This is a genomic window from Streptomyces sp. DH24, assembly GCF_029813775.1.
Taxonomy (GTDB): Bacteria; Actinomycetota; Actinomycetes; order Streptomycetales; family Streptomycetaceae; genus Streptomyces.
On sequence record NZ_JARVKW010000021.1, the window covers coordinates 81,705 to 96,913 of the forward strand.

Annotated in this window: 9 protein-coding genes; 7 read left to right on the forward strand and 2 right to left on the reverse strand. The window is 69.6% G+C overall.

What is annotated here, in order from left to right; all coding sequences use genetic code 11:
• Positions 1-15: 15 nt before the first annotated feature.
• The gene (locus QC282_RS18660; RefSeq protein ID WP_279550641.1) at positions 16-2,286 is read right to left on the reverse strand and encodes a transglycosylase domain-containing protein; all 2,271 of its coding nucleotides are present in this window, start codon (positions 2,284-2,286) and stop codon (positions 16-18) included.
• Between the two features lie 744 nt (positions 2,287-3,030).
• Here QC282_RS18660 and QC282_RS18665 point away from each other — a divergent pair.
• The 4 genes from QC282_RS18665 (at position 3,031) to QC282_RS18680 (ending at position 6,820) form a co-directional block, all read left to right on the forward strand.
• On the forward strand, positions 3,031-3,714 hold the full coding sequence (locus QC282_RS18665) for a PadR family transcriptional regulator (RefSeq protein ID WP_279550610.1): 684 nt from the start codon (positions 3,031-3,033) through the stop codon (positions 3,712-3,714).
• A gap of 44 nt (positions 3,715-3,758) precedes the next feature.
• A complete protein-coding gene (locus QC282_RS18670) occupies positions 3,759-4,841 on the forward strand; it encodes an inositol-3-phosphate synthase (protein ID WP_279550611.1) in 1,083 nt (360 codons plus the stop codon).
• 78 nt (positions 4,842-4,919) lie between these two features.
• A complete protein-coding gene (locus QC282_RS18675) occupies positions 4,920-6,182 on the forward strand; it encodes an MFS transporter (protein WP_279550612.1) in 1,263 nt (420 codons plus the stop codon).
• A 143-nt stretch (positions 6,183-6,325) separates the two neighbouring features.
• Positions 6,326-6,820 carry a hypothetical protein gene (locus tag QC282_RS18680; RefSeq protein ID WP_279550613.1) on the forward strand — a complete coding sequence of 165 codons (495 nt, stop codon included), beginning with the start codon at positions 6,326-6,328 and terminating at the stop codon, positions 6,818-6,820.
• A gap of 87 nt (positions 6,821-6,907) precedes the next feature.
• Here the strand turns inward: QC282_RS18680 and QC282_RS18685 are convergent, their stop codons facing one another.
• Positions 6,908-8,353 (reverse strand): CCA tRNA nucleotidyltransferase, encoded by a 1,446-nt coding sequence (locus tag QC282_RS18685; RefSeq protein WP_279550614.1) that lies wholly within the window; start codon positions 8,351-8,353, stop codon positions 6,908-6,910.
• 256 nt (positions 8,354-8,609) lie between these two features.
• Between QC282_RS18685 and QC282_RS18690 the strand changes: the two genes are divergently transcribed.
• The 3 genes from QC282_RS18690 (at position 8,610) to QC282_RS18700 (ending at position 15,180) form a co-directional block, all read left to right on the forward strand.
• On the forward strand, positions 8,610-11,000 hold the full coding sequence (locus QC282_RS18690) for a DUF6049 family protein (RefSeq protein ID WP_279550615.1): 2,391 nt from the start codon (positions 8,610-8,612) through the stop codon (positions 10,998-11,000).
• Between the two features lie 44 nt (positions 11,001-11,044).
• Entirely contained in the window at positions 11,045-13,321 is a 2,277-nt protein-coding gene (murJ, locus tag QC282_RS18695; protein WP_279550616.1) for a murein biosynthesis integral membrane protein MurJ, read from the forward strand.
• A gap of 143 nt (positions 13,322-13,464) precedes the next feature.
• Complete coding sequence (locus tag QC282_RS18700) at positions 13,465-15,180, forward strand: serine/threonine protein kinase (protein WP_279550617.1); 1,716 nt, start codon at positions 13,465-13,467, stop codon at positions 15,178-15,180.
• Positions 15,181-15,209: the final 29 nt, after the last annotated feature.

A 15,209-nucleotide genomic window follows, 5' to 3' on the forward strand; every position in this document is an offset into this window, starting at 1 on the left:
CGGGCGATATGGCGGCTAACCGGTTCCTCCGAAGAAGCCCCCGTTGCCATTGCCGCGACTGGTGCCGGTATCGCCCGTCTCGGTCGTCGACGGCGTGGGCGTCACCTCGCCCGAGCCTCCGGTATCGGTGCCTCCGTTGGTGTTGCCGCCGTTCTCCTCGCAGTCGAAGTCCCAGGCGCTGCACGTCTCGGTCGCCGAGGGCGTCGGAGTCGGGCTGGACTCGGTCGGGGAGGCGCTCGGCGACTCGCTCGCCGACTGGCTGGGCGACGCCGTGACACTCGGGCTCGGGGACGGAGCGCCCACCTGGTCCGCGATCTCGCCGATCTTGGTGGCCGCCGGGAAGCCGGGGTCGGGCTGGCCCTCCAGCGCGGCCCTCATGTACTCGGTCCACACCAACGTCGGGATGTCACCACCGTGAATGGAGTCGACACCCGCCGTGCCGTTCATGGAGAGCAGCTTGTGGCTCCCCGGGTCCTCACGGAACATCGCGACCGAGGTCGACAGCTGCTGGGTGTAGCCGACGAACCAGGCCGACTTGTTCTCGTCGGTCGTACCGGTCTTGCCGGCCGCGGTGCGGCCGAGGGCCTTGGCGTTCTTGGCCGTGCCGTTCTGGATGACGTTCTCGAGGACGTCCGTGACGTTGTTCGCCACGTTCTCCGGCATCGCCTGCGTGGCCTTCGGCTTCTCGAACCCTCCGAGCTCCTGGCCGGCGTACTTCACGGCCTTCACCGAGTAGGGCGCGGTCTGCTTGCCGGAGGCCGCGAATGTCGCGTAGGCGTCGGCCATGCGGATCGCGCTGGGCGTCGAGGTGCCGAGCGCGAAGGACGGGTTGAGACCGGCGAACGACTGGTCGAGGATGCCGGACGCCTTCGCGACATCGCGCACCTTCGACATCCCCACGTCCACGCCGAGCTGGACGAACGGCGTGTTGATGGACTGCTCCATGGCCTTGCGCAGGGTGATGTATCCCCAACGGCGGTCCGTCTCGTTCTCCTGGTAGAAGATCGAGTTGTCCTTGCGCAGGTAGTAACTGCCGTCCGGCTTGCGGACCTTCAGATGGTCGTCGCCGTTGTACTTGCTCATGGGCGAGACACCGACGCCCTCGGTCTTGTACGTGCCGTGCTCCATGGCGGCGGCGAGGACGAAGGGCTTCCACGTCGAACCGACGGGCACACCGGAGGTGTCCGCGTTGTTGTTGAAGTGGTTGTTCTCGTAGCCCGCACCACCGTAGAGCGCGACGATCGCGCCGTCATTGGGCTCCACCGAGGCCGCGCCGAACTGGACGTGCTCGTCCTCCTTGCGGCTCTTCGGGTCGATGTTCTCCTTCTCGATCTTCTTGACGGCCTTGGCGAGCGCATCGACCTTGTCCTTCTCGAAGGTCGTGTAGATCTGGTAGCCGCCCTGGTCGAACTTGGCCTCGTCAATGTCGGACTTGTTCAGGACGTACTTCTTGGCCGTGTCGACCAGGTAGCTGATCTGCCCCGTCATGCCCTTGATCGCCTTGCGGCCCTGGGGCGTCGGGTACTTCTTGATCGCCTTCTGGTACTCGGCCTCCGAGATGCGCTCGTCCTTGCGCATCTCGCCGAGGATCCAGCGCCACCGCACCTCGGACCGCTCACGGTTGGCCTTGCGCGTCGCCGTCGGGTCGAGGTTCTCGTTGCCGGCCGGGTCGTAGTACGTCGGGCCCTTGAGCAGAGCGGCGAGGAAGGCGCACTCGCTCGCGTTGAGCTTGACGGCGTCCTTGCCGTAGTAGGTCTGGGCGGCGGCCTGGATGCCGTAGGCGCCGCGGCCGTAGTACGAGGTGTTCAGGTACCCCTGGAGGATCTCGTCCTTGGTGAGCTTCGTGCCCACCTTGATCGAGATGAACATCTCCTTGAACTTGCGGGAGATGGTCTGGTCCTGGCTCAGGTAGGTGTTCTTGACGAACTGCTGGGTGATGGTCGAACCACCCTGCGTGTCCCCGCCGCGTGCCATGTTGGCCAGGGCCCGGGCGATGCCCATGGGGTCGACGCCCGAGTCCTTGTAGAACGTCTTGTTCTCGGCCGAGATCACCGCGTACTGCATTTCCTTGGGGATCCGGTCGATGGTGACGTTCTGCCGGTTCTGACCGGCGCCGGTGGCGACCATCTGGCTGCCGTCGGCCCAGTAGTAGACGTTGTTCTGCGACAGCGCGGCGGCGTTCTCCTCGGAGGGGACGCCCACCATCGCGTAGCCGACGCCGACCGCGGCGACCATGCTGCCGAAGAGGAACAGGCACGCGCCGGAGACGAGCCTCCAGGACGGCATCCAGCGGCGCCACCCGTACTTGTCGTGGCGCGGATAGTCGATCAGGCGCTTGGCGCCGGGTCCCGCCGCGGCTGCGGCACGGCCCCTGCCCCGGCCCGGACCGCCGGGCGCGGCGCGCCGGCCTCCGCGTCCCGGTTCCGCCGCTCTGCGGCGCCCTCCACTGCGCTGGGCCGCACGACGGGCCTCGGCGCGGCCGCCGTACGGCCGCTCCTCGCTTCCCGTCTCGTACGAGCCGGACGGAGACCCGGTGGCGCCTCGCGGTGCCGCGCGGCGGCCGGAGGACGAGCCGGACTGACCACGTCGGGCCGCGGCACGTCCGCCTCCCTGCGGCTGCGGCGGTTTGCGACGGTGCTCGCTCATCGAACGACTACTCCTCGGGCAGGCGCACCCTTGCGCGCCTGGAAACGGCGGCTGGTTTCCGGTCCCCCCGAAGTACGGATGGTGTCGGTTGCTCATTCACCCGTACCGCACCAAGGACGATGACGCCCTCACGCGTCACTCGGTTCCCGGTGGTGTGCATGCCGCACAGACTACGCACCGCCAAAACGTGCCTGGCCCAGAAGTTCACCCCAAATCAGGCAACTCGCTTCTGATGAATCCGGGATGTGATCCCGTTCACCGTCGCCCCTCTTGTCCCGACCCGGTGGCCGTTCTATCGTCATGATGTATCGAGTCGATACATCAGCCCGGCATAAAGTCTGGTGCGAGCCGTCACGGCACGCCCGCGGCAGAGAGGAGGCGACGATGAGCCGGCGTTCCGGAATCCTCGAGTTCGCCGTACTCGGCCTGCTCCGCGAGTCCCCGATGCACGGCTATGAGCTGCGCAAGCGGCTCAACACCTCACTGGGCGTGTTCCGTGCGTTCAGCTACGGGACGCTCTACCCGTGCCTCAAGACGCTGGTCGCCAACGGCTGGTTGACCGAGGAGCCGGGAAACACCACCGAGGACGCCCTCGCCGCTCCGCTCACCGGACGCCGCGCCAAGATCGTCTACCGGCTGACGGCGGAAGGTAAGGAGCACTTCGAGGAGCTGCTCTCCCAGACAGGGCCGGACGCCTACGAGGACGAGACCTTCGCCGCGCGCTTCGCCTTCTTCGGGCAGACGTCGCGAGACGTACGCATGCGCGTGCTGGAGGGCCGCCGCAGCCGGCTGGAGGAGCGTCTGGAGAAGATGCGCGCCTCACTGGCGCGCACCAGGGAGCGCCTCGACGACTACACGCTTGAGCTCCAGCGCCACGGGATGGAGTCCGTGGAGCGCGAAGTGCGCTGGCTGAACGAGCTCATCGAGAGCGAGCGGGCCGGACGGGACCTGAGGAGTTCTGCCTCCGGGGGGTCCGCTCAGCAGGACACCACATCTGGAGCGACGGGCGGCCTGCCCCGGTCCGGGGACGATCCCCGGCCGGATACGCCCGACGACACCGCCACGTGAGAGCCGCCGAGCGGCCTCACTCGTACACACAGGGAGCAACCGGAATGGGTTCGGTTCGCGTAGCCATCGTCGGTGTGGGCAACTGCGCCGCATCGCTGGTGCAGGGAGTCGAGTACTACAAGGACGCCGACCCGGCGGCCAGGGTCCCCGGACTCATGCACGTGCAGTTCGGCGACTACCACGTCCGCGACATCGAGTTCGTCGCCGCCTTCGACGTCGACGCCAAGAAGGTCGGCCTGGACCTCGCGGACGCCATCGGCGCGTCCGAGAACAACACCATCAAGATCTGCGACGTGCCCAGCACCGGTGTGACGGTCCAGCGCGGCCACACGCTCGACGGTCTCGGCAAGTACTACCGCGAGACCATCGAGGAGTCCTCCGAGACCCCGGCCGACATCGTCCAGGTCCTGAAGGACAAGCAGGTCGACGTCCTGGTCTGTTACCTGCCCGTCGGCTCCGAGGACGCGGCGAAGTTCTACGCCCAGTGCGCCATCGACGCCAAGGTCGCCTTCGTCAACGCCCTGCCGGTCTTCATCGCCGGTACCAAGGAGTGGGCGGACAAGTTCACCGAGGCGGGCGTGCCGATCGTCGGCGACGACATCAAGTCGCAGGTCGGCGCCACCATCACGCACCGCGTCATGGCGAAGCTGTTCGAGGACCGGGGCGTCATCCTGGACCGCACGATGCAGCTGAACGTCGGCGGCAACATGGACTTCAAGAACATGCTCGAGCGTGACCGCCTCGAGTCGAAGAAGATCTCCAAGACGCAGGCCGTCACCTCCCAGATCCCCGACCGGGACATGGGCGAGAAGAACGTCCACATCGGCCCGTCCGACTACGTCGCCTGGCTGGACGACCGCAAGTGGGCGTACGTCCGCCTCGAGGGCCGCGCGTTCGGTGACGTCCCGCTGAACCTGGAGTACAAGCTCGAGGTCTGGGACTCCCCGAACTCCGCCGGTGTCATCATCGACGCCCTGCGCGCGGCGAAGATCGCCAAGGACCGCGGCATCGGCGGCCCGATCCTGTCGGCGTCCTCGTACTTCATGAAGTCCCCGCCGGTCCAGTACTTCGACGACGAGGCCCGCGAGAACGTCGAGAAGTTCATCCAGGGCACGGTCGAGCGCTAACAACCGCTCCGCCGAAGTGTGTTGAGGGTCCCCGGGTCGCACGCCCCGGGGACCCTTCCCGTATGTGAGGCTGGCCCCATGGCCGTCGTCCGTGACCTGCGTGTCCTGCTGCGCTTCCAGGGCTTCAGGCGCCTGCTCGCCGTACGGCTGCTCTCCCAGGGCGCCGACGGCGTCTACCAGGTCGCGCTCGCCGCCTACGTCGTCTTCTCCCCGGAGAAACAGGCGTCGGCCGGCGCGATCGCCTCCGCGATGGCGGTACTGCTGCTGCCCTACTCCCTCGTCGGCCCCTTCGCCGGTGTGCTGCTGGACCGCTGGCGCCGCCGCCAAGTGCTGCTGTACGGCAGTCTGCTGCGCGCCGGGCTCGCCTCCGGTACGGCCCTCCTGATGCTCGGCAACGCCCCGGACGGGCTGTTCTACGTCTCCGCGCTGTGCGTGACCGCCGTCAACCGCTTCGTCCTCGCGGGCCTGTCCGCCGCGCTGCCGCGCGTGGTCGACGCCGAGCGGCTCGTCGTCGCCAACTCCCTGTCCCCGACCGCCGGGACGCTCGCCGCGACCGCGGGCGGCGGGCTCGCCTTCGTCGTACGCATCGTGGGCGCCGACTCCGACGCCGCCGTGGTGCTGCTGGGGGCGGCCCTGTACCTGTGCGCAGGGCTGGCGTCGCTGCGCATGACGCGGGAACTGCTGGGCCCCGACCGCGCGTTGGCGCGGCCGCAGCTGACGGCGGCGGTGACCGGAGCCGCGCGTGATCTGGTCGCGGCGGTGCGTCATCTCGCCGCGCCGCCACGCCGCGAGGCGGCCTGGGCGCTCGCGGCGATGTCGCTGATGCGGTTCTGCTACGGCGCCCTGCTCGTCCTGCTGCTGATGCTCTGCCGCTACGCCCTGACGTCGGACCCGGACGAGGGGCTCGCGCTGCTGGGCCTGGCGCTCGGAGTGTCCGGCGCCGGCTTCTTCACGGCGGCCGTGGTGACGCCGTGGGCGGCCGGGCGGCTCGGGCCTGGCCGCTGGATCGCCGTGTGTGCCGGGACGGCGGCGGTTCTGGAGCCGGCCCTCGGCCTGCCGTTCGCCACGGTGCCCCTGCTGATCGCGGCGTTCCTGCTTGGCCTGACCACCCAGGGTGCGAAAATCGCCACGGACACCGTGGTGCAGGCGGCCGTCGAGGACGGCTTCCGTGGCCGGATCTTCTCCGTTTACGACGTGCTGTTCAACATCGCCTTCGTGGGCGCCGCCGGGGTGGCCGCCCTGATGCTGCCGCCGGACGGCCGCTCGGTGCCGCTGGTGATTACGGTCGCCGTTATCTACGCAGCAGTAGCTGGCGCTATGACCCGATTTGAGCGCTCGTAAGTGTCACATCAATGACACAGAGCCGCCCTCGATTGCCGGGTTGTCAGTGGCGGCCGGTAGCTTACATGCGTCTTACTCGCGCCATGTCCGCGTCACTTCTTCGCGCCATGATCGCGTCACGAACTATGTAGGGGGACCCCCAAGTGTCGACTCCGCCGCCCCAGGGCCAGAACCCGTTCGCCCAGGGCCAGCAGCCCTACGGCCAGCCCCAGGGCCAGGCCGCGTACCCGCCCCAGGGCGGCTTCCCGCAGCAGGCCGGCCAGCCGGGCTTCCAGGGCGGCGCGCCTTACGCTCCCGTCCCGCCGGAGCAGCCCCGCCGCAAGCTCAGCTTCAAGATGATCAAGAACATCGTCATCGCCGTGATCGTGATCGGCGTGGCCGTGGGTGGCTTCATCGCCAGTCGCGACGACGCCGCCCAGGCGAAGGTCGGGGACTGCATGAGCATCTCGGACCCGAACAGCACGACCGACCCGGGCCTCGAGGTTGTCGACTGCACCGACTCCAAGGCGAAGTACAAGGTCGCCGAGAAGAAGGACGGCACGTCGGACGGCTGCGACCGCACCAAGTACAGCGAGTACACCGAGAGCGGCAGCGGTGACGACTTCACCCTCTGCCTCGAGGACTACTCCGCGAAGTAGTACGGGCGACGCACGGAGGGGCGGTGTTTCACGTGAAACACCGCCCCTCCGCATGTTTCACGTGAAACATGCGCCCGCTTCTCGGCGTCAGGCCTGCTGCTCCGCCCACCACTCCTTGAGCGCGGCCACCGCCGCTTCGTGGCCCATTGGACCGTGCTCCAAGCGGAGTTCCAGCATGTGCTTGTAGGCGCTGCCCACGGCCGGGCCCGGGCCGACGCCCAGGACCTCCATGATCTGGTTGCCGTCGAGGTCCGGACGGATGGCGTCCAGCTCCTCCTGCTCCTGGAGCTTGGCGATCCGCTCCTCCAGACCGTCGTACGCACGGGAGAGGGCGGCGGCCTTGCGCTTGTTCCGCGTGGTGCAGTCGGAGCGCGTCAGCTTGTGGAGCCGGTCCAGAAGGGGGCCGGCATCCCGTACATAGCGGCGCACGGCGGAGTCGGTCCACTCACCGGTGCCATAGCCATGGAAGCGCAGGTGGAGTTCGACCAGGCGTGAGACGTCCTTCACCAGCTCGTTGGAGTACTTGAGCGCCGTCATGCGCTTCTTCGTCATCTTCGCCCCGACCACCTCGTGGTGGTGGAACGAGACCCGCCCGTCCTTCTCGAAACGACGGGTGCGCGGCTTGCCGATGTCGTGCAGCAGGGCGGCGAGCCGGAGAGTGAGGTCGGGGCCGTCGTCCTCCAGCGCCATCGCCTGCTCCAGCACGATCAGCGTGTGGTCGTAGACGTCCTTGTGCCGGTGGTGCTCGTCGCTCTCCAGGCGCAGCGCCGGCAGCTCGGGCAGTACGTGCTCGGCAAGCCCGGTGTCGACCAGCAACGCCAGTCCCTTGCGCGGATGTGCGGAGAGGATCAGCTTGTTCAGCTCGTCCCGCACCCGCTCGGCAGAGACGATCTCCAGGCGTCCGGACATCTCCGTCATGGCCGTGACGACCTCGGGGGCCACCTCGAAGTCGAGCTGAGCGGCGAAGCGCGCGGCCCGCATCATCCGAAGCGGGTCGTCGGAGAAGGACTCCTCAGGAGTGCCGGGCGTACGCAGCACCCGCTCGGCGAGGTCGTCGAGACCGCCGTGCGGGTCGATGAACCTCTTCTCGGGCAGCGCGACGGCCATCGCGTTCACGGAGAAGTCACGCCGGACCAGGTCCTGCTCGATGGAGTCGCCGTACGACACCTCGGGCTTGCGCGAGGTGCGGTCGTACGCCTCCGATCGGTAGGTGGTCACCTCGATCTGGTAGCCGTCCTTCTGCGCGCCGACCGTGCCGAAGGCGATCCCGACCTCCCAGACGGCGTCCGCCCAGGGCCGGACGATCTTCAGGACGTCCTGCGGCCGGGCATCGGTCGTGAAGTCCAGGTCGTTGCCGAGCCGGCCGAGCAGCGCGTCCCGGACCGACCCGCCGACCAGGGCGAGAGAGAACCCGGCCTCCTGGAATCGACGGGCGAGATCGTCGGCGACCGGGGCGACCCGCAGCAGTTCACTCACTGCGCGGAGCTGCGCCTGACTCAGGGCACTGGGGTTGTCTTCGTTGGCGTTCGGCACAACAGAAGAGGGTACGTGGCGCCGGGTACCGCGAGCGCACCCATTAAAGGGCACCGCCGCCTCCTCCGAACGTGCACAAGACCTGTCATCGGGACGTTCGGGAGCGCTCCTCTTTATACGCGTACATTCAGGACAGCACGATCCGCTCCCCCGATCTTGTGGAGCAGTCCGCGGCACTTCCCCTCAGCGCGCATCGTTACCATGCGTGGACGCACATTCCGACGACCACTGACGACGACGAGGGACGGGCGAGCGCGTGGCCGAGGCGGCAGACTTCCAGGGGACGAGTCCCTCTCCTGCCCGCCGGTGGCTGCGGCGCACGGGAGCCCTGCTCACGGCTGCGCCTCTGATGGCCGGTCTCCTCCAGCTGCCCGCCGCCACTCCGGCCGACGCCGCGGGCCAGGACGCCCCGCAGGCCGCGGCCGGCTCCGGCGCGGTGACCGTCTCCGTCGACACCCTCACGCCGAGCACGCCCACCGACGACGACACCCTGACGGTGTCGGGCACCGTGACCAACAAGGGCAAGCAGGCGGTCACGGACGCCCAGGTGGACCTGCGCGTGGGCGCACCGGTCGGCACCCGCTCGTCCATCGACACCGCCGCCAAGGACAGCAGCAACGTCCAGGGGACGATCGGCTCGGCGGTCGGCGGCAAGTACGTCGAGGAGTTCGCCAAGCTCTCGCCCGGCGTCGCCCGGCCCTTCAGCATCTCGGTTCCGGTCGACGAGCTGAACCTCGCCCAGGACGGCGTCTACGAGTTCGGCGTCTCCTTGTCCGGCCAGACCTCGGCGCAGCCCTGGACGCAGGTTCTGGGCGTCCAGCGGACGTTCCTGCCGTACCAGTCCGAGGAGGCCGACACCCGGACCCGCATGACGTTCCTGTGGCCGCTGATCTCCACCGTCCACATGACGGCCGAGACGGGCTCGAACGAGCAGCAGACGCCGGTCTTCCTCGACGACGACCTCGCCAAGGAGATCTCACCGGGCGGCCGCCTGGACCAGATGATCTCCCTGGGCAAGGAACTCGACGTGACCTGGGTCGTCGACCCCGACCTGCTGGCCTCCGTCGACGCCATGACGCGCACCTATCAGGTCCGCGGCGAGGACGGCACCACCCGCGCCGGCACCCATCAGGAGGTCGCCAAGCGGTGGCTCGCCGGCCTGCAGGAGGCGGTGGCCGGCAAGGAGGTCGTCGCCCTCCCGTTCTCGGACCCTGACCTGGCGTCCCTCGCGCACAACGGCACGAGCGTCCCCGGCGCGCTGAGGAACCTCAAGGAAGCCACGGACGTCGTCGCCAACACGGTCGAGCCGATCCTCCACGTGAAACCCGTCACCGACTTCGCCTGGCCGGTGGACGGCGCGATCGATCCGTCGATCGTCAAGGTCGCGACCTCCGCGGGCGCCGACAAGGTGATCGCCCGCAGCGACAGCCTCCAGGAGAGCCGGAGCCTGACGTACACGCCCTCCGCGCCCCGTCCCATCGGCGGCGGCACGACGGCGGTCGTCGCGGACGCCCGGCTGTCCACGGTGTTCCAGGGCGACCTGACGAGGGCCTCCGCGTCCACCCTCGCGGTGCAGCGGTTCCTCGCCCAGAGCCTGACCCTGAACCTCCAGACCGACAAGCAGCGCAGTGTCGTCGTCGCCCCGCAGCGCACGCCCACGGCCAGCCAGGCCCGGGCGATGGCCGAGGCCCTGACGGCTCTCAAGGACGGCACCTGGTCCGAGGCACAGGACCTCACGGCGGCCGCCTCGGCCAAGCCCGACCCGGCCGCCACGACGCAGGTCCCGTCCGCCCGCTCGTATCCGTCGGCGCTGCGCAAGCGGGAGCTGCCGCGGTCGGCCTACCAGCAGCTGGCGCGGACCGAGGGCAAGCTCGACAACTTCAAGGTCATCCTCACCAACCAGTCCCGGGTGGTGACCCCCTTCGGCCGGGCCACGAACCGCGAGATGTCCACCTCGTGGCGGGGCCGGCCCGGTGCGGCCATGTCCTTCCGCACGGGCGTGGAGATCTACCTCCAGGGCCTCGCCAAGCAGGTCAGGCTGATCGAGAAGTCGGAGACGAAGCTCTCCGGGCGCAGCGCAACGATCCCGGTGACCGTGCAGAACAACCTGGTCCAGGACGTCGACCACCTCGTGCTGCGGCTCACCTCCGTCAACCCCACCCGCCTCAAGATCGGCGGCGAGCCGTACACGGAGCAGCGCGTCACCGTATCGGGCGGCCACAGCCAGTCGGTGAAGTTCACCACGTCGGCCAACGCCAACGGCCGCGCGTCGGTGGTCGCCCAGCTGTACACGCTGGACGGCCGGAAGTACGGCGACCCCGTCAGGTTCGACGTGAAGGTCACCGAGATCACGGCCACCGTGATGCTGGTCATCGGCGGCGGTGTCCTGCTCCTCGTCCTCGCCGGCTTCCGCATGTACACCCAGCGCAAGCGCACCGCAGCCCGCGAGGCCGCCGGGAACGACGCGGACACGCCGCGCTCGGACGCCGACGGCGAGCAGAACCAGGAAGCGCCCGACGAACGTCTCGGGGAGAAGTCCGCGGAGGGCTCCCGGGCGGAGGACCCGGAGCAGCCGAGTGACCCGACACCGGACACCCCAGCGGAAAGCGCCGACCCGTCCGGCACGGGTGAGAGAGTGGACCGTTGAGGATGTCGTGGCCGGTGGGCCCGGGACGATGAGGTGGGGTAACCATGAACGCGCCGTACGACGGTGACCACGGCCGGCCCGGGGACAGCTCGGGCCACCCCGAGGGGCCGCCCCCGGAGCACGGCCAGGCGCCGGCGCAGCCGCCCGCGGACATGTACCTCCAGGACGCCTACGACCAGGACCCCTACCGGGCGCAGGATCTCGCCGCCCAGGACCCGGTCGCCGAGGCCCTCTACGACCGTGCCGCGCACCCGCCGCCGCCCCCGGGCACGTACGAGCCGCAGCAGCCGCTGTACGCCCAGCCGCCGCAGTCGCCGTACGCCCCCGACCCGCGCGTGTGGGCCCAGACGCCGCCGCCGGAGCCCGACGGCCCCACCCAGTACCTGCCGTACGGCGACGACCCCCGCACCACGCGCTACGTGGGCGTGGACGATCTGGTCACCGAGGCCGCCGAGGAGCGCCACGAGCCGGACGCCTTCGCGCACCTGTTCCGGGACCAGCAGCAGGGTGGCCACCCGGGCCCGCACCCGGGCGGCGGGTACGACCCGCAGCAGGGCGCCCCACAGCCGCCGTACCAGTCCCAGCCCTCCGTGCCAGGCCCCGCCCCGGTACCGGGCGCGGCGGCCATGATTCCGACGCCCGCGTCCGAGGTTCCCGCACCGGCGCCCGCCCCCGCCGCGGCGCCGAAGAAGGGCGGGCGCGCCGCCGGCCTGCTGAAGTCGAGTGCCGTGATGGCGGCGGGCACGATGGTGTCCCGCCTCACCGGCTTCATCCGGTCCGCGATGATCGTCTCGGCGCTGGGCCTCGCGATGCTCGGCGACACGTTCCAGATCGCCTACCAGCTGCCGACCATGATCTACATCCTGACCGTCGGCGGCGGCCTCAACTCCGTGTTCGTGCCGCAGCTCGTGCGCGCGATGAAGGAGGACGACGACGGCGGCGAGGCGTACGCGAACCGCCTGCTGACCCTCGTCATGGTCGCTCTGGCGGCACTCACCGCGGTCGCGATGTTCGCGGCGCCGCTCCTGGTCCGCATGCTGTCGAACCCGATCGCGAGCAACCCCGAGGCGAACGAGGTCGCGGTCACCTTCACCCGCTACTTCCTGCCCTCCATCTTCTTCATGGGCCTGCACGTGGTGATGGGGCAGATCCTCAACGCCCGCGGCCGGTTCGGCGCGATGATGTGGACCCCGGTCCTCAACAACATCGTGATCATCGTGACGCTGGGCATGTTCATCTGGGTCTACGGCACCGCCGGTGACTCCGGGATGAAGGTCACGAACATTCCGCCGGAGGGCCAGCAGCTCCTCGGCGTCGGCATCCTGCTCGGCCTCGTGGTGCAGGCCCTGGCGATGATCCCGTACCTGCGGGAGACCGGCTTCAGGCTGCGGCTGCGGTTCGACTGGAAGGGCCACGGCCTCGGCAAGGCCGCGATGCTCGCCAAGTGGACCATCCTCTTCGTCCTCGCCAACCAGGCGGGCGCGCTGGTCGTCACGCAGCTGGCCACGGCCTCGGCGGTGCCCAGCATCCCCGGCACCGGCTTCAGCGCCTACGCCAACGCCCAGCTGATCTGGGGCCTGCCGCAGGCCATCATCACGGTCTCCCTGATGGCCGCCCTGCTGCCACGCATCTCCCGCTCGGCCGCCGAGGACGACGCGGGCGCCGTGCGCGACGACATCTCCCAGGGCCTGCGCACCACAGCGGTCGCCATCGTGCCGGTCGCCTTCGGATTCCTCTCGCTCGGCATCCCGATGTGCACGCTGATCTTCGGCTCCTCGGGCACCGGCGCGTCCACCAACATGGGCTTCATGCTGATGGCATTCGGCCTCGGCCTGATCCCGTACTCGGTGCAGTACGTCGTGCTGCGCGCCTTCTACGCCTACGAGGACACCCGCACGCCCTTCTACAACACGGTCATCGTGGCGGCGGTCAACGCCAGTGCGTCGGCGCTGTGTTACTTCCTGATCCCGGCCCGGTGGGCGGTGGTCGGCATGGCCGCCGCGTACGGTCTGGCCTACGCGATCGGCGTGGGCGTCGCATGGAGCCGGCTGCGCAAGCGGCTCGGCGGCGACCTGGACGGCGCCCGCGTCATGCGAACGTACGCCAGGCTGTGCATCGCGTCGGTCCCGGCCGCGCTGCTCAGCGGCGCCGTCTGCTACGGCATCGGCCACTCGCTCGGCCAGGGCACGCTGGGCTCGTTCGCCGCGCTGCTGGCCGGCGGGGCCGTGCTGCTGGGGGTCTTCTTCGTCGCCGCCCGCCGCATGCGCATCGAGGAGGTCAACTCGCTGGTCGGCATGGTGCGCGGGCGTCTGGGTCGATGAGGCGGTACTGGGTAGGCGCACAACCATCGTCCGCCACCGTGTGTCGTGCATAGCGGCAGACTGTGGGCACAATTGGTTTCGGCGTCGGACGGCGCGCAACGGGTGTCGACCGGCGCGCATGGGATGGGGAGGCAGGAACGACGGTGGCGGATCGGAGCACAGCTGCCGTCGACGTGGCAGACAACAGCGGCGAGCAGTCGCTGACCGCGGAGGCGGACCAGTCCACGGCCGACGGGGTGGCCAACAACCGGGAGCGGGACACGGACAGCGACGAGGCACAGGGGGGCACCGGGGCAACGGCTGCCGGGAAGGCTTCTCCGCCCGAACTGCACAGCGGCCACAAGCTCGCCAGACGCTACCGCCTGGAGGAGTGCGTCACCCGTCTGGACGGCTTCAGCAGCTGGCGGGCCGTGGACGAGAAGCTCCGCCGCGCCGTCGGCGTCCACCTCCTGCCGGCGGACCACTCCCGCGCCCGCTCGGTCCTGGCCGCGGCCCGTTCCTCGGCCCTGCTCGGCGATCCCCGCTTCGTCCAGGTGCTCGACGCGGTCGAGGAGAACGACCTCGTCTACGTCGTCCACGAGTGGCTCCCCGACGCCACCGAACTCACCACGCTCCTCGCCTCCGGCCCGCTGGAGGTCTACGAGGCCTACCAGATGGTCAGTCAGGTGTCGGCCGCCATGGCCGCCGCCCACCGCGAGGGCCTCGCCCATCTGCGCCTGAACCCCAACGCCGTGCTGCGGACGTCGACCGGCCAGTGGCGCATCCGCGGCCTCGCCGTGAACGCCGCGCTGCGCGGCATCAGCTCCGACACCCCGCAGCGCACCGACACGGAGTCGATCGGCGCCCTGCTGTACGCCGCACTCACGCAGCGCTGGCCGTACGAGAGCGACGCCTATGGCCTGTCCGGCCTGCCCAAGGACATCGGTCTCATCGCGCCGGACCAGGTGCGGGCCGGCGTCCATCGCGGGCTGTCCGAGCTGGCCATGCGGGCGCTCGTCAACGACGGTGCCACCGCGTCCCGCCACGAATCTCCCTGCACCACGCCCGAGGAACTGGTGAAGGCGATCAGCGAGATGCCTCGCATCCGCCCGCCGGAGCCCGCGTTCACCGCCCCATCGGACTACCAGCGCACGACGTACCAGCAGGGCACGTACGGCCGTCAGGCGCCGCGTCCGGGCGTCACTCAGGCCGTCCCGGCGCCGCCGCCCCCGCTGCAGAGCCGCACCGGAAAGGCCCTGAAGTGGGCCGTCTCCGCCCTCCTCATCGCGGCTCTCGGTCTCGGCAGCTGGCAGCTGGCCGACGCGCTCATGGACCGGGGCAAGTCCGACGGCACGAACGGGACGCAGACGACGGACGGCGACGACAAGGGCAGCAAGGGCACCAGACCGGCCAAGCCGCTCACGGTCGAGGGCGCTCAGGAGTACGTCGCCAAGGGCGAGGCCCAGGCACCCGCGGACGTCGCCAACACGTACGACGGCGACGACTCGACGTACTGGCGCACCAAGCGCTACAACGAGGGTCCGACGCTCGCGCCCTACAAGCCGGGCGTGGGCATCGTCTACGACCTCGGTTCGGCGAAGAACATCTCGGCGGCGTCCTTGGGGCTCCGGTACGCCGGTGACAACACGACCGTGCGGCTCTACGCCACCGACGCGCTGTCCCCCTCGACGGGCATTGACGGTATGAAGGAGATCGGCACCGCCACCACGAGCGGAACGTCCCTCACCGTGAAGGTGCCGAAGGCCGTGAAGACGCAGTTCGTGCTGCTGTGGATCACGGCCGTGCCCAGCGCACCCGCCGACGGCTACAGCAGCGCCGGCTACAAGCAGGCCATCACCGACGTGCAGTTCAAGGGCTGACGGTTTCAGTACCGCACCAGGGGAGGGGG